Here is a 19,841-nt window from a genome sequence, read left to right on the forward strand (position 1 = left end):
GCCACCCGACTCTATTCCTTCGCCAAGAGGCCCCTGGGAATCCACAATGACCGCTTCTGCCGACTCCAGCATCCGCCACCCGCTGCCAATGATCCAACGCCTGGGCGCCGTGGTGTGGCCCAGCTTTTTTACCGCGGCGGTGATGTCGGCGGTGTTTTTTGCATTCATCGACCCGCTGGAACTGCAGCAGATCAGCTTCCCGCAGCACGCAATCAGCCGTGAAGTAGGCTACTCGCTTGGTTTCTTCATGTTCTGGGCTGGCACTCTGTGCGCGTGTGCAGTGACAGCGCTGCTATTGCGTCCCGCGCGCGAGCAGGAGGAAGTCTTCGAATGAAGCCTGTGCGCAGCATCGGCGAAGCCAGCGCGGGCACTGCCCGCAGGCGCGACAGATTCCGCCAGCTCACCAGTTTGGCGATGCTGGCGGCGTTCTATGGCCTGCCCTGGCTGCACTGGGGCGGCAAGCCCTGGTTGCTGCTCGACATTGATGCACGCCAGTTCCAGGTCACCGGCATCTCGATGCAACCGGAGCAATCATTACCCTTGCTCTGGCTTGCCTTGGCCGCACTGGCACTGCTCTGCCTTGCCACCAACCTATACGGGCGCCTGTGGTGCACCTACGCCTGTCCGCAGACGGTGTTGACCCGCCTGTTCCGCAGATTGACCCGTCTGACCGATTTCAAAGGCAAGGCGAAGCCACTGGCAACACCGCTCCGGCACGCGTTATGGGCGGCAATCTCGCTGTGGACCGGCATCAGCTTTGTGGGCTACTTCACGCCTATCGCAGAGCTGGCGCACGGCGTACTCACACTTACACTCAGCGGCTGGGAATTCTTCTGGATCAGCTTCTACGCCCTGGCTACCTGGGCAAACGTGGTGTATCTGCACGAACAGGTCTGCAGCTATCTCTGCCCTTACAGCCGCGTACAACCGCTGATTGCCGATGCACGCACGCCCTGCATCCAATACAACGCACCACGCGGCGAGCCGCGTGGTGACCGCGACCAGGACAACGCCAGCGTGCTGCATCGTTCACGCGGCCTGCTCGATGCAACCACTGCGGCCGACTATGTGTTCCGCGCCGCTCATCCGGCCATTGCCGGCGCCATGCCCAAATTCAGCCCGGTCCACCTGGGCGACTGCACCGACTGCGGCGCCTGCGTTGCGGCCTGCCCGATCGGCCTGGATATCCGCAATGGTCGCTCCAGCAGCTGCATCGAATGCGGCAACTGCATGGATGCCTGTGACGATGCAATGGCCAGCAAGCACTACCCACTGGACCTGATCCATCGTGCCCGTCCGGCATGCGAAGAAGGCACCAGCGCATCCAGATTGCGGATCAAACCGCTGGCGTTTGCCGGCCTGATGCTGCTGTGCATCGGCTTGGCGGTATTCACAGCCGCGAGCATCTAGCAAGACATGCTGTAGGAGCGGCGTGAGCCGCGAAGCTGACCGTGCTTGTCCCCTTGGCAGCCGTGCCATCTGATGATGAGCCGGCTTCGCGGCTCACGCCGCTCCTACAAAAATCTCGTGCCGAACGCGGTGTCGTTACACTAGCCATGCATGCATACCCTTGAAGACCTGAAAAGCGGCGCACTCACCGGCGCCCAATCTGTTCGGCTGGTCAACCTCGGCCTGACCGAATTCCCGCAGGCGCTGTTCGCCCTGGCCGAGACGCTGGAAGTGCTGGACCTCTCCGGCAACCAACTCACCTCTTTGCCCGATGATCTGCGGCGGCTGCACAAGCTGCGCATCCTGTTCTGCTCCAACAACCCGTTTACGCAATTACCGGTTGCACTTGGCGACTGCGAACAGCTCGAGATGGTCGGCTTCAAGGCCTGTGCGATTGCACAGGTATCCGAGCGCAGCCTGCCAGCACGGCTGCGCTGGTTGATCCTCACCGACAATCAGCTGAGTGAACTGCCCGAAGCACTCGGCCAACGCCCGCGACTGCAGAAGCTGATGCTCTCGTGCAACCAGCTCTCCGCCCTGCCTGACCTGGGCAACTGCAAAGCACTGGAGCTGTTGCGGATAGCCAGCAACCATTTCAATGAAATTCCGGCAACCTTGCTTGCATTGCCGAATCTGGCCTGGCCGGCGTTGGCCGGCAATTCACTGACGGCGGATGCCGAACACACTGCATTGGCGGATGCGCATCACCACGCCATCCATTACGACGAACTGGAAATCGGCGAACTGCTGGGCGAGGGAGCGAGTGGACACATCCACCGCGCCACACTCAAGCACAGCAATGAAACGATTGCCGTCAAAGTATTCAAGGCGGCATTTACCAGCGATGGCACGCCACAGTCAGAGCTGGCTGCTGGGCTGGTAGCTGCCGGGCATCCGAACCTGCTTACGCCACTGGCTGTAGTTGAAGGGCACCCGCAAGGGCGCTTGGCAGTAGCGATGCCTTTGCTTCCCCCGCAATACGTCAACCTGGCCGGCCCGCCCAGCCTTGCCAGTTGCACCCGCGATGTCTATGCAGCAGATACACGGTTTACGCCTGCGATCGCCGAACGCCTGCTCGGCTGCATCCGCGCTGCGCTCAACCACCTGCATGCGCAGGGCGTGCTGCATGGCGACCTGTATGCCCACAATATTCTGTGGAACCCCGCAACCGGCGAGGCTGTGCTGAGCGACTTCGGTGCAGCGATGTTGAGCGGCGCATTGCAACCTGCACATCGCACCCAGCTGCAGGCAATCGAGTGGCGCGCATTCGCGCACCTCGAAAATGAAATCGCGGCGCGCATCGGCAACTGACAGCAGGCCCTGCCTGCTTCTTGCGCGCCTCCGCGACGAGTATTTGAACTCACATACACGCACTCTGCGCATGCCAACGCGAGTCCGGCACTCAAGAACGAGTGTCAACCGCGCCTTTTGCCCCCTGAAACGGGGGTTCCGCGGATCGATGAGAAATCATGAAAAACAAAAAAGCCCTGATTTCTCGGGGCTTTTTGCTTACTACTTGGAGGCCTGGGTCGGAATCGAACCGGCGTACGCGGATTTGCAATCCGCTGCATAACCACTCTGCTACCAGGCCAAACAATTGCACCGCCGAAGCACTACACCGCCTCGACATGAAAAGACCCCGCTGCGGGGGCCCTTTCCGATTTGGAGCGGGAAACGAGACTCGAACTCGCGACCTCAACCTTGGCAAGGTTGCGCTCTACCAACTGAGCTATTCCCGCGGTGTGGGGCGAATGATACAGACTTCGGCAGGGGCACGCCAGCGCTTTTTAACAATTCCTTTCACATTGGTCGTTTGGCTGTCTGCGCAGGATCTGCAATCCCTGTAGAGCCGAGCCATGCTCGGCTGGGGCTTTACCGGGAAGGCCCCTTGCCGAGCATGGCTCGGCACTACAACGGGAAGGCCCTTGCCGAGCATGGCTCGGCACTACATTCAGCAGCCTTGGCGGGGCTGGCGTACCATCGCGCCTCCCTCGCATCACCTGCCCCAGTCTGTCCTGATGACCCAGCAATCACACCGCGTGCAAGGCCTCAACAATGATGAGGTGGCCGCCGACTGGCCCGCCATCAATGCGACCGAGCTTGCCTGGCTGTGCGATCACTACCCGCAACTGGGCACTGACAGCATCCTGCTATGGCACAGCCCGCGACCGATGTCGGCCGCCGCCATTATTGCGGGTCCGCACGGCAAGGTCTTCGTCAAACGGCACCACCGACTGGTGCGCAGCGCTGCTTGCCTGCTTGAAGAGCATCAGTTCATCGCGCACCTCGCCAAGGCAGGGGTACCGGTTGTCCAGCTCCTGCACGGCCACGATGGCCAGACCGCCATTGAACACGGCGACTGGACCTACGAGCTGCACGCCGTAGCCGATGGCCAGGACCTGTACCGGGATGCCCCATCGTGGACACTGCTGACCGAAGTCGAACGCGCGCGCGCTGCCGGCCGCATGCTGGCCACCCTGCACCGCGCCTCCTCCAGTTACCACGCGCCCCAGCGCAGCACCCACCTGCTGGTCGCACGCGATGAGCTGATCCGTGCGGAAGACCCGATCGCGGCCCTCAAGGCCGATCTCGACAACCGACCCGGCCTCGCCCGCTACTTGTCGCGCATTCCCTGGGAGCAACAACTGCAGCGCAGCGTCATGCCCTGGCACATCGGACTGGCCGCGCGCCTGCAGGCCGAACCTCGGCTTTGGGCACACAACGACTGGCATGTTTCCAACCTGCTGTGGGGCCATGGCAAGAACGCGATGCAGGTCAGCAGCGTGCTCGACTTCGGCCTTGCCTCCCCCACCAGCGCCCTGTTCGACCTGGCCACGGCGATCGAGCGCAATGCCATCGCCTGGCTGGAACTGGAGCGCGGCGCCGACGCAGTGCGTATCGATATCGCGCTGGCCCTGCTCGACGGCTACCGCGATGTACTGCCCTTGTCGGCCGAGCGCGTACACCTGCTGGCCGACCTGCTGCCAATGGTGCATTTCGACTTTGCACTGTCCGAAGTCGAATATTTCGAAGGCGTCACCGGCTCCACCGCCAATGCCGATGTGGCCTGGCAGCCATTCATGCTTGGCCACCCCGAATGGTTCGCCAGCGCCCCCGGCCAGGCCTTGCTGCAGGCCCTGCACGCCGCCGCCTGAAGCGGCCCGACTCGCAAATCGTTCGCATTTGTAGTGAAATGGCGCCCTGAAGCGGGGGTGCCTGGATTTGCCAGGCTGAGAGAGTCCCTTGGAACCTGATCCGGTTTGCACCGGCGTAGGGAGCTTTGAGCAGCAGCCGTAGCGCCGTCATAGGCGCTGCGCATGCGCGCCTTCGCTTCGTCTCCCTTGTTGCCTGAAGACGAATCGAATGAACCCCTGCCTGCGCCCCACGCTGTTGTCTCTCGCCCTGAGCACCGCCCTGCCGCTGTACGCCAGCGACACCGGCCTTGATGCTGCCGCCGAACACTCCCCGACCGAACTGGCCGCCGTACGCGTACAGGCCCGCCAGCCGGAAGCAGACAATTCCCGCGCCAACAGCTTTGGCAGCGGCGACTGGAAAAGCACGCCGGCATCGATGAACGTGTTGGATCGCGACTTCCTCGACCACCAGCAGGTGCGCTCGCTTTCCGAACTGGCCAGCAATGACGCCTCGCTGGGCGATGCCTACGCCCCGGTCGGTTATTACCAGAACGTCGCCATCCGCGGCTTCGCGCTGGACACCGCCACCGGCTACCGCTTCAACGGCATGTCGATTGCCGGTGAACAGCGCCTGGCGCTGGAGAACCTGCAGTCGGTGGAAGTGCTGAAGGGTGAAGCAGGCCTGGCCGCCGGCGTGATGGCGCCGGGCGGCATCATCAACTACGTCGGCAAGCGGCCGGCCGAAGTACGCACCGTCACCCTCGGCACCGACAACGAAGGCTCGCGCTATGCCGCCATCGACGTCGGCCATTGGCTGACCCCGCGCATCGGCCTGCGCTTCAACGCCGCCTGGGACGACAGCGCGTCCTATATCGAACATGCCGATGGCCGCCGCAATTTCTATTCGCTGGCGACCGACTGGCTGATCGGCGAGCGCGGCAAGCTCGAAGTCGACGCCAACTACCAGACCAGCGCGCAGCGCTCGGCCTCCGGCTACCAGCTGCTGGGCGGACGTGAACTGCCGACCGGCGTGGACCGTGAACAGTTGCTCGGCTATCAGCCGTGGCAGAAGCCCGTAGGTATCGCCAGCACCAACATCACCGCGCTGCACACCTACGATTTCAACGCCAACTGGCAGTCACGCGCTGCCGTCAGCCACAGCCGCACAGTGATCGACGACAACGTCGCCTTCGCCTATGGCTGCTACTACGCCACGCAATGCGCCGATGGCAGCGTGCCCGGCAATTACTTCGCGCCTAACGGCGATTACGACATCTACGACTACCGCAGCCCGGACGACACCCGTCGCAACCAGGAACTGCGCGCCGAGCTGCGCGGCAGCTTCGACACCGGCAGCATCGGCCATCAGCTGACCATCGGTGCTGACCAGTTCCGTCGCACCGTCGACAAGCGTCGCAACGTCAACGAGTACGTTGGCACGGTCAACATCCATGACAAGCAGCTGCCGGTGTTCGAGCCCTCGCCGCTGATGCCGGGCGCGTCCGCACGTCGCCTGGACAGCCGCCAGACCGCGGTATTCGCGCTGGACCGCATCCAGCTCAATGAAGACTGGCAATGGCTGGCCGGCGGCCGCTACGTGCGCCTGGACGAACGCGCCTACGACAAGCGCGGCAATCCAGAACGCCGCAGCCGTCTGTCACGCTTCCTGCCGCAGACCGCGGTGATGTGGAAGGCCAGCGACAGCATCAATGCCTACGCCAGCTATGTCGAAGGCATCTCGCTCGGCCAGGAGGCACCGTTCTGGACCGCCAATGCCGATACCTTCCTGCCGGCAGTGCAATCGCGCCAGCTCGAAGTGGGAGTGAAGTATGCCAACAGTGAGCAGCTGACCTTGGGCGCTGCACTGTTCCGTACCACCCAGCCGTACCAGTACGCAAAGCCCGACAACAGCGATGTCGGCTATACCTTTGTCGAGGAAGGCAAGCAGGCCCACGTCGGGCTGGAGCTGACCGCCAACGGCCAGCTCACCGATGCATTGCAGATCATCGCCAGCGCCAGTGTGCTGCAGGCGCGAGCACGCGACACCGGCACGCCTAGCTACGAAGGCCATCAGCTGGTCAATGTGCCCAAGCTTCGGACCAGCGTCCACCTGAGCTATGCACTGCCCTTCGTTGAAGGGCTAGACCTGACCGGCGGCTGGCGCTACGCCTCGGCCAACACCGCGCGTGCTGATGGTGCGGTACGCGCACCGAGCTACAACGTGTTCGATGCCGGCCTGCGCTTCCAGCATCAGTTGCAAGGCCACGCAGTGAACTGGAACCTGTCGGTGGACAATCTCTTCAACCGCTTCTACTGGCGCGATACCGGCAGCAGCATGGGCGATTACTACCTGTTCCCGGGCGCACCGCGGCAGGCGCGCGTGTCGGTGAGCATCGCGCTGTGAACAGCGCAGCGCTCGAATGGTCGGCCGCGCTATGCAGCATCCTCGGCGTCTGGCTGATGGCGCAACGGCGGATGGTCGCCTGGCCGGTTGGCCTGTTGTCGGTGGCGCTGTACGCGCTGGTATTCGCCGAAGCCAAGTTGTATTCGGACACCTTGCTGCAGCTCGCCTTCGCCGTTTTCCTGGTTTACGGCTGGATCAACTGGCGCCGGCACGCCGCCGACGAAGGCAGCGTGCGCATCGTGCCCTTGTCACGCAGCAAGATGCTGCGTGACCTGGGCATCGGCCTGCTCGGCGGCGTCGCTCTTGGCGCCGGCATGCACAGCTTCACCGATGCCTCGCTGCCGTGGCTGGACGCGATGCTGACCGGATTGAGCCTGGTCGCGCAGTGGTGGCAGGCACGTCGGCATACCGCCACGTGGTGGCTGTGGATCGTGGTCGACGTGGTTTACGTGGGCGCGTACCTGTTCAAGTCACTGCATGTAACCGCCGCGCTATACGTGTTCTTCCTCGGTCTGGCGGTGGTCGGGCTGCGCGCATGGAGTGCGGCCGCCAACTCCCCAACTCCGCAGCCGGTGCCGCACGGCGCGCGCTGAGCAGCACTACGCATCACCACTGCTGCCGGCACCGGCAGCAGCTGGCTGAAGGCAAATTGCAGACAATAAAAAAGGCCCCGTCAGGGGCCTTTTTTTACCTGCAGATTTCACATGGAGTCTGCTGATCACTATCTGGAGCGGGAAACGAGACTCGAACTCGCGACCTCAACCTTGGCAAGGTTGCGCTCTACCAACTGAGCTATTCCCGCGGATTGAATGCAGTGCCTGAAAAACAAGCAACCAGCATTCGAAGACGTATCGCAAGACTGGAGCGGGAAACGAGACTCGAACTCGCGACCTCAACCTTGGCAAGGTTGCGCTCTACCAACTGAGCTATTCCCGCAGGCTTGCTACATCTATTTACTCATCAAACCATGAATGAACATGACTCGACGCTTGAAACTGGAGCGGGAAACGAGACTCGAACTCGCGACCTCAACCTTGGCAAGGTTGCGCTCTACCAACTGAGCTATTCCCGCTTGGGAGGCGAAATTCTACATGCATTGGCCACAGTGTCAACAGCCTGTTCACTTTTTAACCGCACCATTGCGCGCGGCTTTTTCATCTTCACGCAGGCTCGGCCAAGCCGCACGCAGGTACTGCAAGGCAGACACCAGAGTCAGCAAAGCGGCGATGGCCAACATCCAGTCGCCAATGTGGAAAACCGGCTCGCCCATCCAGATGGTTTTGTACGAGGTATTGGGCGACACCGAGTACAACAGACACAGCAGCGCCACCATCTGTGCGGTGGTCTTGACCTTGCCGATCATCGCCACCCGCACCTTGGCGCGCTGGCCGATCTCGGCCATCCACTCGCGCAATGCCGACACTGCGATTTCACGGCCAACAATCACCGCCGCCCAGAACGCCATCCACGGCGTCGGGTGCCCCTGCACGATCAGGAACAAGGCCACCGCCACCATCAACTTGTCCGCCACCGGGTCCAGGAATGCGCCGAACGCCGAATGCTGCTCGTACTTGCGCGCCACCCAGCCATCCAGCCAATCAGTGATAGCCGCCAGGCCGAAAATCGCCGCCGAGGCGAAGTTGGTCCAGGCATAGGGCAGGTAGAACACCAGCACCAGCACCGGGATCATCATGATCCGCAGCAACGTCAGCCAGGTGGGGATGGTCAATTTCATTACAACATTACTCCGCCGCCGGATCGGGTACCGACAGACCATGAAGGTTAGCGTAGATACGCGCAGCGAGGGCGGCATTGATGCCTTCCACGCGAGCGATTTCAGCCTCGCCTGCGGCTTTCAGGCCGGCAATCCCGCCGAAATGCTTGAGCAGGCTGGCGCGCCGACGCGGGCCGATACCGGGAATATCTTCGAGTTTGCTGGTCATGCGCGCCTTCTGCCGACGCCCGCGATGGCCGGTGATGGCAAAACGATGGGCCTCGTCACGCACCTGCTGGATGAACTGCAGGGCCGGCGACGCCGCACCAGGGCGCAGCTCACGGCCATCCGGCAATACCAGCGCTTCGTGCCCGGCGCGGCGCTCCACGCCCTTGGCCACGCCGACCAGCATCACCCCTTCCACGCCGAGGTCAGCCAGCGCCGCCTGTGCCTGTGCCAACTGTCCGGCACCGCCGTCGATCAACAGCACGTCCGGCAACACCCCGCCCTCTTCGACCGCTCGGCGAAAGCGCCGGTCGATGGCCTGGCGCATGGCGGCGTAATCGTCGCCCGGCTCGATGCCACTGATGTTGTAGCGCCGGTACTGCGCGCGCACCGGGCCGGCGGCATCGAACACCACGCATGACGCGACCGTGGCCTCGCCCATGGTGTGGCTGATATCGAAGCACTCCACGCGCTTGACCGGTTCGGCCAGGCCCAGCATCTCGCGCACCGCTTCGCTGCGTGCCTGCTGCGCACCAGCGCTGTCCATCTCGGCAACCAGGGTGATCTGCGCGTTGCGACTGGCCAGTTCCACGTACCCGGCACGTTCACCACGCACGTTCCACTTCAGCGCCACCTTGCGCTCGGCCGAGGCACTCAGCGCGGCCTCGATCATCTCCGCATCCGGAATCTGCCGATCCAGCAGCACTTCAGCCGGCGGCTCATGTTCGACGTAATACTGCGAGACAAACGCCGCCAACACTTCCTCAGCACTGTCTTCGCCATTGGTACGCGGGAAGAACGCGCGCGTGCCCAGGTTGCGGCCATCGCGGAAGGCCAGCAGCATCACGCAGGCGCTGGCTCCTTGAGTTGCGCAGGCCAACACGTCCAGATCGGCAGCGCGCCCATCCACGTATTGGCGGTTCTGCATGCTGCGCAGTGACGCCACCAGATCACGCAGCCGCGCGGCACGCTCGAACTCCAGCGCATCGCTGGCCTGCTGCATCGCCTGCATCAGTTCCTCGGCAAGCTGATCGCTCTTGCCTTCCAGGAACATCGCCGCGCGCCGCACCGATTCGTCGTACTCGGCCTGCGCCACCAGCTCCACACAGGGCGCGCTGCAACGGCCGATCTGGTATTGCAGGCATGGCCGCGAGCGGTTGCGGAACACGCTATCCTCGCAGCTGCGCAGCTTGAACAGCTTGTGCATCAGGTTCAGCGTTTCGCGCACCGCGCCGACGCCCGGATACGGCCCGTAGTAACGCCCGGGCAACGCACGCGGACCGCGATGCAAGGCAATGCGCGGCCATTGCTCGCGGGTCAGCAACACCTGCGGATAGGTTTTGTCGTCACGCAGCGAGACGTTGTAGCGCGGATTCAACGACTTGATCAGCTGGTTTTCCAGCAGCAGCGCTTCAGCCTCGGTACGGGTGACGGTGGCATCCATGCGCGCCACCTGCGACAGCATCATCATGATGCGTCGACTCTTCGGCGAGCCATTGAAGTAGCTGCCTACCCGCTTGCGCAGCGCGCCGGCCTTGCCCACGTACAACAAGGTGTCGTCGGCGGCGTACATCCGGTACACACCTGGCGCGGTACTCAGCGCCGCAGCGAAGGCCTTGCCATCGAATTCATTGGCAACTACGTCAGTCATCCTTCAATCGGCACTTCACTCAGTTCGCCGCTGAGTGGATCGAAACGCAGCACGGCGTGTGCGTCGGCTTCGGCAATCCAGATTGCGCCGGCAGCCACCGCCAACGCGGCCGGACCGTGCAGACGACGCGGCAGATTGACCGTGGACAGATCACCGCCGCCCAGGCGCAAAGTACGCAGCGAGCCATTGCCGGCATCGGCAATCCACAGCAGCGGCGAATCCGGCCCCATCGCCAGCGCCAACGGGTACTGCAGGCGTGCGCGCAGACGCGGGCCATCAACATTGCCCGACTCCCACGGCCCCTGCCCGACCAGGGTCTGTACCAGGTCGCCACGCAGTTGCACCGAACGGATCGCCGAGCCAAGCGCGTCGCAGACATACAGCGTCTGCTGGACCGCAACCAGACTGCTCGGCTGCGCGAATGCGGCCAGATGGCCACTGCCATCGCGCACTTCCACCGCGCCGGCACCGGCCCGCCAGCGCAGCTCGCGCGTGCCCAGGTCATAGCTCCAGATGTGATTGTCACCGGCCATCGCGATATGGACCTGGTTATCCGCCACCGCAACCGCTGCCGGATGATTGAGCGGGCTGTCCCAGGGCTGGGCCAGCACGCCGGCACGCGGATCACCGGCACGGCCATTGCCGCACAAGGTATCCACCTGGCCACTGATCAGATTGATGCTGCGCAAGGCGTGGTTGCCGGTATCAGCCACGTACAGGATCTCGCGCACCAGGGCCAAGCCCTGCGGGCGATTGAAGGCCGCCTCGCCGGTGCCGCCATTGATCAGGTCGGCGCTGCCCAGGCCGAACTGACGCAGTACGCGGCCAGCATGGTTGCATTCAAGAATACGGTGATGGCCGGTGTCGGCCACGTACAGGCGATCTGCCGTGGCGACCAGACCAGCCGGGAACAGCAGTGGCAGGCGCGGCTCGGCGTTGATCTCACGGATGCCATACGCATCGTCGTCCAGCGGACGCATCACGCCTTCGCCCAGGCTGTTCAAGGCCCGCTCCAGGTCACCGGCCGCGCCCACCAGACGCTCCTGTTCCTGCCCGTAGGCATCGAGCATCAGCAGGGTTGGCCAGGACTGCACGTCAAACCGGCGCCAGGCATCCCACTGTGCGTCCAGCAGGATAGGCGCGCTGATGCCTTGCCGACGCAGCAATTTCAACGCATGTTGCGGCTCGCGCTCGAACTCGAAGCGCGGCACCTGCACCACCAGCAGCTGTACCTTGCCAGGATTGCGTGCCTGCCAGCGCATGACCTCGGCCAGCCGTTGCATGCACCACACCGAGGCGCCATTGACGAAAGCCAGCACCAGCGGGCGGCCGCGCATGTCCTGCAGGGTCGCAGGCGCTGCGTTCAGCCAGATGCCAGACGTGGGCAGTTCCGTTACGCGGGTTTCGTTCATGCAGGGATTATGCCGGAGTCATCGCGCCGCGACAGGCGGCGCACTGTGGCCTGGGCCGCAGTATCGAGCAGTGCCCAGCTGTGTTCGAAATCTCCCACGTCACCGTAATAGGGATCCGGCACCACATCTGCCCCTTCAATGCCTGCCCACGGCAGCCACAACACCGCGCGCGCTTCGAAGCCTGCGGGCGCCAGCTCCCGGGCGTCACGCAGATTGTCGCCATCAGCGCACAGGATCAGGTCGTATTCCTCGAAATCCTCGGCCAGCAGCTGACGGGCACGTTGAGCGGAGATGTCCACGCCGTGCTGGCGGGCGCAGGCAACGGCACGTGGGTCCGGGCCGCGCCCGGCATGCCAATGGCCCGAGGTGCCAGCCGAATCGACCTGAACCCAACTACCCAGCCCTGCCTCGGCGATCCGTGCGCGCAACGCCCCTTCGCCCATCGGCGAGCGGCAGATATTGCCCAGACAGACCACCAGCAGCTTCATTGCGCCGCCTTCATCTGCGCCTCGGCGCGGTGCAGGTCTTCCGGGGTGTCGATTCCTGGCGGGAACGGCGCCGGCGACAAGGCCACCGCAATGCGGAAACCAGCTTCCAGCACCCGCAACTGCTCCAGCGATTCGATCTGCTCCAGATTGCCGGGCGGCATGGCGGCAAACTGCTGCAGGAAACCGGCCCGGTAACCGTAGATACCGATATGCCGCAACCACTGCCCCGCCGGCAGCACATCGCGGCTGCTGGCGAAGCCATCGCGGTGCCACGGAATCGGCGCGCGGCTGAAGTACAGGGCATCGCCCTGCACAGTCCTTACCAGCTTGACCACATTGGGATCAAACAAGGTCGGGGCATCCTCGACCAGCGTTGCCAGCGTCGACATCGGTGCACCGCTGTCGGCAAGAATCGTCGCCACCGCTTGGATGCCTGCGGCCGGAGCGAACGGCTCGTCGCCCTGCAGGTTCACCACGATCACATCGTCAGCCCAACCGGCCCGGCGCGCACATTCGGCCAGGCGGTCGGTACCGGAGGCATGCGCGGGGTCGGTCATCGCCACATGGATACCGGGCAGCCCCGCCACCGCCTGCGCGATACGTGCATCGTCGGTTGCCACCCAGACTTCGCGGGCACCAGCAGCAAGCGCACGGCGCGCCACGTGCAGCACCATCGGCTCCCCGGCGATCAGCGCCAAGGGCTTGCCCGGCAACCGGGTGGAGGCATAGCGGGCCGGAATGGCCACCACGAATTCGGGAACCTTGCTCATCTCAACTCCTTACCAACACGCGTAACAACGGCCTGCCTCAACCGCGGGACAGCTTACCCAGGCGGTCCAGCAAGGCCACCCAGAATGCCGCCGGCAACTCGGCCTGCAGCGGCACCGCGTAGTGCCATGCCGTGGCGAAGCCCTGGCACTTGACTGCGTCCTTTTCGGTCATCAATACCGGCAACTCGCTGCCGAAGGAAAGATCTTCCGCCGTATAGCGATGATGGTCGGCAAAGGCATGCGGCACCACGCCGATATCACGGCTGCGCAGCATCTGAAAAAACCGCTGTGGATTGGCGATGCCCGCCACCGCATGCACGCGCAGTCCGGCAAACGCCTTCAGAGGTTTGTCGCGACCGCCCTTCAACGGCCGCGCCGAATCGATGGATAGACGCATCGCCCATTCACCGAAGCCAGAGTCTTCCGCCTGGGTGGATGCATCGCTGGTCTGCCCTAGATTGACCACACGGAAGTCGCAATGCGCGGCGCGCGCGACCGGCTCGCGCAATGGCCCGGCCGGCAGCAGCCGACCGTTGCCGTAACGGCGCACGGCATCCACCACTTCAATCTCGATATCGCGCGCCAGCCGGTAGTGTTGCAGGCCGTCATCGCAGACCACCACATCACAACCGGCGTCCAGCAAAGCCTTGGCCGCGGCGACCCGGTCCTTGTCCACCCGCACCGGCACCCCGGTCTTCCAGGCGATCAACAGCGGCTCATCGCCGCCCAAGCGCACCTCCATATCGGCGGTAACCCAACGCGCCGTATCGGCCTCATCGCGACCGTAACCGCGACTGGCAACACCGGGCTTCCAACCCGCTTCACGCAGGCGGTTGACCAGTTCGATGGTCAGCGGAGTCTTGCCGGTACCGCCGGCAGTGATATTACCGACCACGATCACCGGCAACGGCACCTGCCGGGCACGTAGCCAGCCACGCCGGTACAGGCTGCGACGCAGACCGGTTACCGCGCCATACAATGGAGCCAACAGCCGCGCCGGCAGCGGCACCGACGCATCGCCATACCAGTAGGCCGGCGTTTGCGGTCCTTGCTTGGCCATCATTCCTGCCTATCGCGGAACTGCATGCTATGCAGGTGTTCGTACAGGCCACCCATCGCCAGCAATTCGGCATGGGTACCACGTTCAACAATGCGCCCCTGGTCCATCACCAACACCTGGTCGGCGTGCTCGATGGTGGACAGGCGATGGGCGATGACCAGCGTGGTGCGGTCGGGCATCAGCTTCTGCAGCGCGTCCTGCACCAGCCGCTCGGATTCGTTGTCCAGCGCAGCGGTGGCTTCGTCCAGAATCAGGATTGGTGCATCCTTGAGCATCGCGCGGGCAATCGCCAGGCGCTGACGCTGGCCGCCGGACAGCCGACCGCCCTTTGCCCCAACCTGCGCATCCACGCCCTGCGGCAGCTGCTCGACGAATTCGCTGGCATTGGCGCCTTCGATCGCTTGCTGCAACTGCTCGGCACTGCGCTCCTGCAACTCACCATAGGCGACGTTCTCAGCGATGCTGCCATTGAACAAGGTGACCTGCTGGCCAACCAGGGCGATCTGCCGACGCAGATCAGCCAGCTTGTAGTCCTGCAGCGGATGGCCATCGAGCAGGATCTGACCTGCCTCGATTTCATAGAAGCGCGGGATCAGCTTGATCAGGGTCGACTTGCCGCTGCCAGAGCGGCCGACGATGGCGGTTACCGTGCCAGGCTTCGCAATGAAACTGATGTCTTCCAGCGCCGGTTTGGCCTGGCCCGCATAGCGCGCGGTGACGTGACGGAACTCCAGCAGGCCTTTGGCGCGCTGGAGCGGCAGATTACCCGCATCCACTTCATCGTTGGCGTCAAGCACATGGAATAGGCGCTGCGCCGAAGCGATGCCGCGCTGGGTCATGTTCTGTACGTTGGTCAGCTGCTTCAGCGCCGGAATGATCGCCAGCATCGCCATCAGCAGGCCGACAAAGTCGCCCACCGTCAAACGCCCGGCAGCTGCTTCGTGGCCCGCGATCAGCAACAACGCAGCCAAGCCGACCGCACCGATCAACTGCACCATACTGGATGAAATGCTGCGCGTAGCCTCAACCTTCATCGCCAGCCGAAGGTTGGTATTGGCCAACCCGGTATAACGATCCAACTCAGCCGGCTGCGCACCGTAAATCTTCACTTCCTGATGGCTGGACAGGGCTTGATCGGCAGCCTGCAGCAGATCAGCGCCGCTCTCCTGGATGCGATGACTGATGCGCCGGTAACGCTTGGCCACTATGTTCATCACCCACGCCAGTGGTGGCGCCAGCACGAAGATCGCAAGCGTCACCTGCCAGCTGTAGTACAGCATCACTGCCAGCGAACCCAGCGCCTGCAGTGATTGCTGCAGCACCACCTTCATCGCATCAATCGCAGCCTGCGCCACCTGGTCACTGTCCGAGCCCAGTCGCACCAGCATCGACGGCACCGGCTCGGAGTCGAAACGCTGCCCAGGCAGCCGCAGGTACTTGCCCAGCACCAGCACCCGGAAATCACGGGCGATGCTGCGCGCGGCCTTGCCCATGCCGATGTCGGTCAAATAGCCGGCCACACCACGCAACAGGAACAAACCGATGACGGCCAACGGCATCCACTGGTTGATGTCCTTCGGGTTCACCAGACTATTGGTGATCGGGCTCATCAAGATCAGAAAGCCGCTGCCTGCACCGGCCTCGATCAACATGCCCAGGCCGGCCATCAACAACAGCGGTCTATAGGGCTTGGCGAAGCTCAACAAGCGCTTGTATATCTTCCAGGCCGATTCGTTATCACTCATTGTTTGGCTTCCGGCGCGGTGGCAATCGCAATACGGCGGAAACCGAGTTGACCCAAGGCATCCTGCGCGGTGACCACGGCCTGATAGGGCGTGCGTGCATCAGCGCGCAGCAATACTGTCTGCTCGCGATCGGCACCGGCCAGCTGCGCGATGATCTGCTTCAGCGATTCGATGTCGGTGCGCAGCACTTCCTGATCGTTGACGAAGTAGCGGCCATCGGCGTTGACCAGCACGCTCAGCGAACTCTGCGGCGAACTGGTCTTCTGGTCGCTGGCCGTGGGCAACTGCACCTGCAGCGTCGAGCGCGCATCAAAGGTGGTGGTGACCACGAAGAAAATGATCAGCACCAGGATCACATCGATCAACGGCACCAGATCGATATGCGGCTCATCCTGGGTGCTATTGCTACCAATCCGCATGGGCTCAGGCCTTCTCGGTTGCCGCCGGGCGCGGCACAGCAGCCTTGCTGGCAGCCATTACCGCTGGACGGCCGTCAAGTGCATCCAACAGCGCACTGGCTTCCTGCTCCATCTCGATCACATAGCCATCGATCAGGCCACGGAAGTAGCGATGGAACATCAACGCCGGGATCGCGACCATCATGCCTGTCGCGGTACACACCAGGGCCTTGCCGATACCGCCAGCGAGCTGGCCGACATCGCCGACACCGTGATCGAGAATACCCAGGAACATCTGGATCATGCCGACGACCGTGCCCAACAGGCCCAACAGCGGGCCAGCCGAGGCGATGGTGCCGAGTGCATTGAGGAAACGACCCATCCGATGCACCAGATGGCGGCCGGTGTCCTCGATACGCTCACGGATCTGGTCACGCGGGCGGTTGCGCGCCTCAAGCGCGGCGGCCAGCAACGCGCCCAACGGTGAGTTCGCACGCAGGGAATCAATATGCGAGGCGTCCAGCTTGCCGCGCGCGGCCCAGTTGCGGACCTCCTGGCCCAGACCCGGTGGCAGCACCTCGTTACGGCGCAGGCTCCAGAAACGCTCCAGGACGATCGCCAACGCCAGCACGCCCAACAACAGCAACGGCACCATCGGCCATCCGCCGGCTTTGACCAGTTCCCACACGTTTCAACCCTCCGGCGCCGTGGCCGCGTATTTGATGTCAGATAGGATAGCAGCCGCCCGCGCCCGCTCAGCGGCGTCCCATGACCTCGAACGCCAGATTCTGCGCTCACGCAGCTGTAAACCCTCCCTACCCAGCCAGACCTGCAGCGCCCCGCTGCCGGCCGTGGTCAGCACCTCGGCCCCGGAACGCTGCCAGCGCGCCACCACATCGCCGCGTGGGTGTCCGAAGCGGTTGCCATGGCCACTGGAGATCAGCGCCAGGCGTGCGTCGGTCGCTGCCACAAAAGCATGACTGGAAGATCCGCCGCTGCCATGGTGGGCGACCAGCACCAGCTCCGCGCGCAGCTTTGCCGGCATCTGTTTGAGCAGGCGCTGCTCGATCACCTCACCGATGTCGCCAGTCAACAACGCCGCCCCGTAGGCACCCTGTACCCGCAGCACGCAGCTGGACTCATTGCCCAGATACGGGAACCCCGGCGTGGGGTGCAGGAACTCAAACAGCACGCCATCCCATTGCCACGCCTGACCTGCCTCACAGGCCGCTCCAGCGCCTGCGCCCAAGGCCAGTCCCGGCGGCATCAACAACTCCGCAGGCGGCAGAACACCCTGCACCGCTGCCAATCCACCGGCATGATCATGATCGCCATGACTGACTACCACCCGATCCAGACGCGGCACGCCCAAGGCACGCAATGCTGGCACCACCACCCGCTCGCCGGCATCAAAGCCGTCAGCTACCGCCGGCCCGGTATCGAACAGCAGCGCGTGCTGGCGGGTACGCAACAGCACCGCCAAGCCCTGCCCCACATCCAAAGTGACCAGCTCGAACTCGCCAGAGCGGGGCCTGTCGCGCCATGGCAGACACAGCGGCAACCACAACAGGACCGCCAGGCACTTGCCGGGAACCCCAGCCGGCAGCAACAGCCACACCGCAGCGAGCAGAGCCAAAGGCAAGGCGAACCAATCCGGCTCGGGCAGCCACCACAATGAATAGCGACCGCTGCCCAGCGTCTGGAACAGCGGCCAGCTCAGATCGAAACACCATGCCGAGGCCCGCCAAGCCAAACCGCCCGCGCCACTGCATATCGCCTCCAGTGCCGTACCGATAAGCGCCAGCGGCACCACCACCAGGCTCCACCAGGGAATTGCAACCAGGTTGGCCAGCGGACCGATCGCCGAGGCCTGGCCGAACAGCAGCACCGTCAGCGGCAACAGGCCCAGCGTCGCAACACGCTGCGCCGACAAAAAGCCGCGCAGCCAATGCGTGCGCTCGGGCAGACACCACAGCAACCACGCCACCCCGGCAAAGCTGAGCCAGAAGCCGGCGGTCAACACCGACAATGGTGCCAGCCACAGCACGGCCAAGGCCGCCAACGCCAATGCGCCAGCCACATCGATCGGTCTGCGCCCAAGTCGTGCCAGCACCACCACCGCAACCATCAGCACGGTGCGCACCGTTGGTAAACCGAACCCGGCCACCGCCGCGTATGTCGCTGCCCCGAGCAACGCGCCAATGGCAACAGCTTGCGGACGCGGACAACGGCGGCCGCACCAAGGCAACAGGCGCCAGAGCCCTGCCACCAACCACGCTGCGCACAGCGCAACCATGCCGACGTGAAAACCCGAGATTGCTATCAGATGGGTCAGCCCAGTTGCGCGCAGCACCTGCCAGTCGCCTTCGCCGAGACCGCGCGTATCGCCCAGCGCCAAGGCCTGCACATAGCGCGAGGACGCGGCGGGAACCTGTGCTGCGATCCGCGCAGCCATGCGCTCGCGCCATGCCCCCAGGCCAGCAGCTACCGCCAACCGTTGCGGTGCAGGCGATTGGCGCACGACTCCGCTGGCGGCAATGCCCTGCGCCAACGCATGTCGCTCGGCGTCAAAACCACCGGGATTGACCAGTCCGCGCGGTGCCCGCAGGCGCAGGTTCAGCTGCCAGCGTTCGCCCGCATGCACCTGCATTCGTGGACCGGATTCTGCCGCACCGAAGTCGTCGTACCAGGCGACCTGCACCACGCGCCCGCGCAGGTCGGCAGGGACATCAGTACTGGTGTCTACGCTTAGTTGAAAGCGGGTACGACGGATCTCGTGCTGGGGAAGGCTGCTTACAACGCCCGTCACCGTGATTTCCTGTGCCTCCCTGTGTGCTGCCAGCTGCTGATCCAAGCCCCAGCCTGCATGCAGGCAAGTCCAGCCCAGGCCGGCCAGCAACGCACCCAGCCAGCGCCAGCGTGGGGCTGTGAGCCATAACAGCACGCCTGCCAACAATGCTGCCCAGCGCAGCCGCACAGGAGGTAAGCCGGGCGCCAGAATGGCCATGCAGATACCGGCTAGAAAACACGCAGCTACCGCCTTCCCGGCGAACGCGACGCTTGAGTGATGTTGACTCGTGCTACCCGCACTTCGCTGAGCTGCCATATCCGTCCCCATTTGCACCTTGAGGAATGCTGGCAGGCGTGTACTCGCACGCCATCGGCAGAAGCCGGTGATGGCGGATCAGAAATAGTGGGCACCTACTGTAGAGCGCAGCCATGCCGCGCTGCGGCAGGCCCGCAACAGCCTTGTGGGAGCGGCATCAGCCGCGAAGCTGGCAGCAATGAAACGCCGGCTATATCTGCAATCTGATTCACCATCGGCTTCGCGGCTGATGCCGCTCCTACAAAACCTGATGGATTGCCGGGAAGGCCTCTGCCGAGCATGGCT

16 protein-coding genes, 5 tRNA genes and 1 riboswitch are annotated in these 19,841 nt (G+C 63.8%); of the genes, 6 read left to right on the forward strand and 15 right to left on the reverse strand.

Annotated elements, in window-relative coordinates:
- Positions 1-46 precede the first annotated feature (46 nt).
- From ACVOMB_RS15780 to ACVOMB_RS15790, 3 genes are all read left to right on the forward strand, one after another.
- Positions 47-334 carry a hypothetical protein gene (locus tag ACVOMB_RS15780; protein WP_481532038.1) on the forward strand — a complete coding sequence of 96 codons (288 nt, stop codon included), beginning with the start codon at positions 47-49 and terminating at the stop codon, positions 332-334.
- A complete protein-coding gene (locus ACVOMB_RS15785; protein ID WP_481532039.1) occupies positions 331-1,410 on the forward strand; it encodes a 4Fe-4S dicluster domain-containing protein in 1,080 nt (359 codons plus the stop codon). Before ACVOMB_RS15780 ends, ACVOMB_RS15785 begins: the two co-directional genes overlap by 4 nt.
- 150 nt (positions 1,411-1,560) lie before the next feature.
- Positions 1,561-2,760 carry a leucine-rich repeat-containing protein kinase family protein gene (locus ACVOMB_RS15790; RefSeq protein ID WP_481532040.1) on the forward strand — a complete coding sequence of 400 codons (1,200 nt, stop codon included), beginning with the start codon at positions 1,561-1,563 and terminating at the stop codon, positions 2,758-2,760.
- A 206-nt stretch (positions 2,761-2,966) separates the two neighbouring features.
- Here ACVOMB_RS15790 and ACVOMB_RS15795 read toward each other — a convergent pair.
- Both ACVOMB_RS15795 and ACVOMB_RS15800 read right to left on the reverse strand, forming a co-directional pair.
- Positions 2,967-3,040, reverse strand: a tRNA-Cys gene (locus ACVOMB_RS15795).
- A gap of 72 nt (positions 3,041-3,112) precedes the next feature.
- Positions 3,113-3,188 (reverse strand) — tRNA-Gly (locus ACVOMB_RS15800).
- Positions 3,189-3,467: 279 nt separating this feature from the next.
- On the opposite strand from ACVOMB_RS15800, the gene ACVOMB_RS15805 reads away from it, so the two are divergent.
- From ACVOMB_RS15805 to pnuC, 3 genes are all read left to right on the forward strand, one after another.
- Entirely contained in the window at positions 3,468-4,604 is a 1,137-nt protein-coding gene (locus tag ACVOMB_RS15805; RefSeq protein WP_481532041.1) for a phosphotransferase enzyme family protein, read from the forward strand.
- A gap of 43 nt (positions 4,605-4,647) precedes the next feature.
- Positions 4,648-4,743: riboswitch (TPP riboswitch) on the forward strand.
- A 69-nt stretch (positions 4,744-4,812) separates the two neighbouring features.
- Positions 4,813-6,987: a TonB-dependent receptor gene (locus ACVOMB_RS15810; RefSeq protein ID WP_481532042.1), complete on the forward strand. Its 2,175-nt coding sequence runs from the start codon at positions 4,813-4,815 to the stop codon at positions 6,985-6,987.
- A 56-nt stretch (positions 6,988-7,043) separates the two neighbouring features.
- Positions 7,044-7,580, forward strand: coding sequence for a nicotinamide riboside transporter PnuC (gene pnuC, locus ACVOMB_RS15815; RefSeq protein ID WP_481532055.1), 537 nt, complete (start codon positions 7,044-7,046; stop codon positions 7,578-7,580).
- Between the two features lie 133 nt (positions 7,581-7,713).
- Here pnuC and ACVOMB_RS15820 read toward each other — a convergent pair.
- The 13 genes from ACVOMB_RS15820 to ACVOMB_RS15880 all read right to left on the reverse strand — a co-directional run bounded on the left by ACVOMB_RS15820 (position 7,714) and on the right by ACVOMB_RS15880 (position 19,457).
- Positions 7,714-7,789 (reverse strand) — tRNA-Gly (locus tag ACVOMB_RS15820).
- Positions 7,790-7,847: 58 nt separating this feature from the next.
- A tRNA-Gly gene (locus ACVOMB_RS15825) sits at positions 7,848-7,923 on the reverse strand.
- A gap of 60 nt (positions 7,924-7,983) precedes the next feature.
- Positions 7,984-8,059, reverse strand: a tRNA-Gly gene (locus ACVOMB_RS15830).
- A 48-nt stretch (positions 8,060-8,107) separates the two neighbouring features.
- Positions 8,108-8,722 carry a CDP-diacylglycerol--glycerol-3-phosphate 3-phosphatidyltransferase gene (gene pgsA, locus ACVOMB_RS15835; protein ID WP_481532043.1) on the reverse strand — a complete coding sequence of 205 codons (615 nt, stop codon included), beginning with the start codon at positions 8,720-8,722 and terminating at the stop codon, positions 8,108-8,110.
- Between the two features lie 7 nt (positions 8,723-8,729).
- A complete protein-coding gene (uvrC, locus tag ACVOMB_RS15840; RefSeq protein WP_481532044.1) occupies positions 8,730-10,577 on the reverse strand; it encodes an excinuclease ABC subunit UvrC in 1,848 nt (615 codons plus the stop codon).
- The gene (locus ACVOMB_RS15845; protein WP_481532045.1) at positions 10,574-11,989 is read right to left on the reverse strand and encodes a hypothetical protein; all 1,416 of its coding nucleotides are present in this window, start codon (positions 11,987-11,989) and stop codon (positions 10,574-10,576) included. The genes uvrC and ACVOMB_RS15845 overlap by 4 nt, the downstream gene beginning before the upstream one ends.
- Positions 11,986-12,477 carry a low molecular weight protein-tyrosine-phosphatase gene (locus ACVOMB_RS15850; RefSeq protein WP_481532046.1) on the reverse strand — a complete coding sequence of 164 codons (492 nt, stop codon included), beginning with the start codon at positions 12,475-12,477 and terminating at the stop codon, positions 11,986-11,988. Before ACVOMB_RS15850 ends, ACVOMB_RS15845 begins: the two co-directional genes overlap by 4 nt.
- A complete protein-coding gene (kdsB, locus tag ACVOMB_RS15855; RefSeq protein WP_481532047.1) occupies positions 12,474-13,247 on the reverse strand; it encodes a 3-deoxy-manno-octulosonate cytidylyltransferase in 774 nt (257 codons plus the stop codon). The genes ACVOMB_RS15850 and kdsB overlap by 4 nt, the downstream gene beginning before the upstream one ends.
- 37 nt (positions 13,248-13,284) lie before the next feature.
- Positions 13,285-14,307, reverse strand: a complete 1,023-nt coding sequence (lpxK, locus tag ACVOMB_RS15860) for a tetraacyldisaccharide 4'-kinase (RefSeq protein ID WP_481532048.1) — start codon at positions 14,305-14,307, stop codon at positions 13,285-13,287.
- The gene (gene msbA, locus ACVOMB_RS15865; protein WP_481532049.1) at positions 14,307-16,052 is read right to left on the reverse strand and encodes a lipid A export permease/ATP-binding protein MsbA; all 1,746 of its coding nucleotides are present in this window, start codon (positions 16,050-16,052) and stop codon (positions 14,307-14,309) included. Before msbA ends, lpxK begins: the two co-directional genes overlap by 1 nt.
- Positions 16,049-16,471 (reverse strand): ExbD/TolR family protein, encoded by a 423-nt coding sequence (locus ACVOMB_RS15870; RefSeq protein WP_481532050.1) that lies wholly within the window; start codon positions 16,469-16,471, stop codon positions 16,049-16,051. Before ACVOMB_RS15870 ends, msbA begins: the two co-directional genes overlap by 4 nt.
- Positions 16,472-16,475: 4 nt before the next feature.
- A complete protein-coding gene (locus tag ACVOMB_RS15875) occupies positions 16,476-17,138 on the reverse strand; it encodes a MotA/TolQ/ExbB proton channel family protein (protein WP_481532051.1) in 663 nt (220 codons plus the stop codon).
- A gap of 3 nt (positions 17,139-17,141) precedes the next feature.
- Complete coding sequence (locus ACVOMB_RS15880; protein ID WP_481532052.1) at positions 17,142-19,457, reverse strand: DNA internalization-related competence protein ComEC/Rec2; 2,316 nt, start codon at positions 19,455-19,457, stop codon at positions 17,142-17,144.
- Positions 19,458-19,841 lie beyond the last annotated feature (384 nt).

Source organism: Stenotrophomonas sp. STEN018, from assembly GCF_056760235.1.

What these genes read in the sequence shown, in the direction of transcription:
- ACVOMB_RS15780 (WP_481532038.1), top strand. Translation starts at nt 47, where the DNA reads ATGACCGCTTCTGCCGACTCCAGCATCCGCCACCCGCTGCCAATGATC.
- ACVOMB_RS15785 (WP_481532039.1), top strand. Translation starts at nt 331, where the DNA reads ATGAAGCCTGTGCGCAGCATCGGCGAAGCCAGCGCGGGCACTGCCCGC.
- ACVOMB_RS15790 (WP_481532040.1), top strand. Translation starts at nt 1,561, where the DNA reads ATGCATACCCTTGAAGACCTGAAAAGCGGCGCACTCACCGGCGCCCAA.
- ACVOMB_RS15805 (WP_481532041.1), top strand. Translation starts at nt 3,468, where the DNA reads ATGACCCAGCAATCACACCGCGTGCAAGGCCTCAACAATGATGAGGTG.
- ACVOMB_RS15810 (WP_481532042.1), top strand. Translation starts at nt 4,813, where the DNA reads ATGAACCCCTGCCTGCGCCCCACGCTGTTGTCTCTCGCCCTGAGCACC.
- pnuC (WP_481532055.1), top strand. Translation starts at nt 7,044, where the DNA reads ATGGCGCAACGGCGGATGGTCGCCTGGCCGGTTGGCCTGTTGTCGGTG.
- pgsA (WP_481532043.1), bottom strand. Translation starts at nt 8,722, where the DNA reads ATGAAATTGACCATCCCCACCTGGCTGACGTTGCTGCGGATCATGATG.
- uvrC (WP_481532044.1), bottom strand. Translation starts at nt 10,577, where the DNA reads ATGACTGACGTAGTTGCCAATGAATTCGATGGCAAGGCCTTCGCTGCG.
- ACVOMB_RS15845 (WP_481532045.1), bottom strand. Translation starts at nt 11,989, where the DNA reads ATGAACGAAACCCGCGTAACGGAACTGCCCACGTCTGGCATCTGGCTG.
- ACVOMB_RS15850 (WP_481532046.1), bottom strand. Translation starts at nt 12,477, where the DNA reads ATGAAGCTGCTGGTGGTCTGTCTGGGCAATATCTGCCGCTCGCCGATG.
- kdsB (WP_481532047.1), bottom strand. Translation starts at nt 13,247, where the DNA reads ATGAGCAAGGTTCCCGAATTCGTGGTGGCCATTCCGGCCCGCTATGCC.
- lpxK (WP_481532048.1), bottom strand. Translation starts at nt 14,307, where the DNA reads ATGGCCAAGCAAGGACCGCAAACGCCGGCCTACTGGTATGGCGATGCG.
- msbA (WP_481532049.1), bottom strand. Translation starts at nt 16,052, where the DNA reads ATGAGTGATAACGAATCGGCCTGGAAGATATACAAGCGCTTGTTGAGC.
- ACVOMB_RS15870 (WP_481532050.1), bottom strand. Translation starts at nt 16,471, where the DNA reads ATGCGGATTGGTAGCAATAGCACCCAGGATGAGCCGCATATCGATCTG.
- ACVOMB_RS15880 (WP_481532052.1), bottom strand. Translation starts at nt 19,457, where the DNA reads ATGGCCATTCTGGCGCCCGGCTTACCTCCTGTGCGGCTGCGCTGGGCA.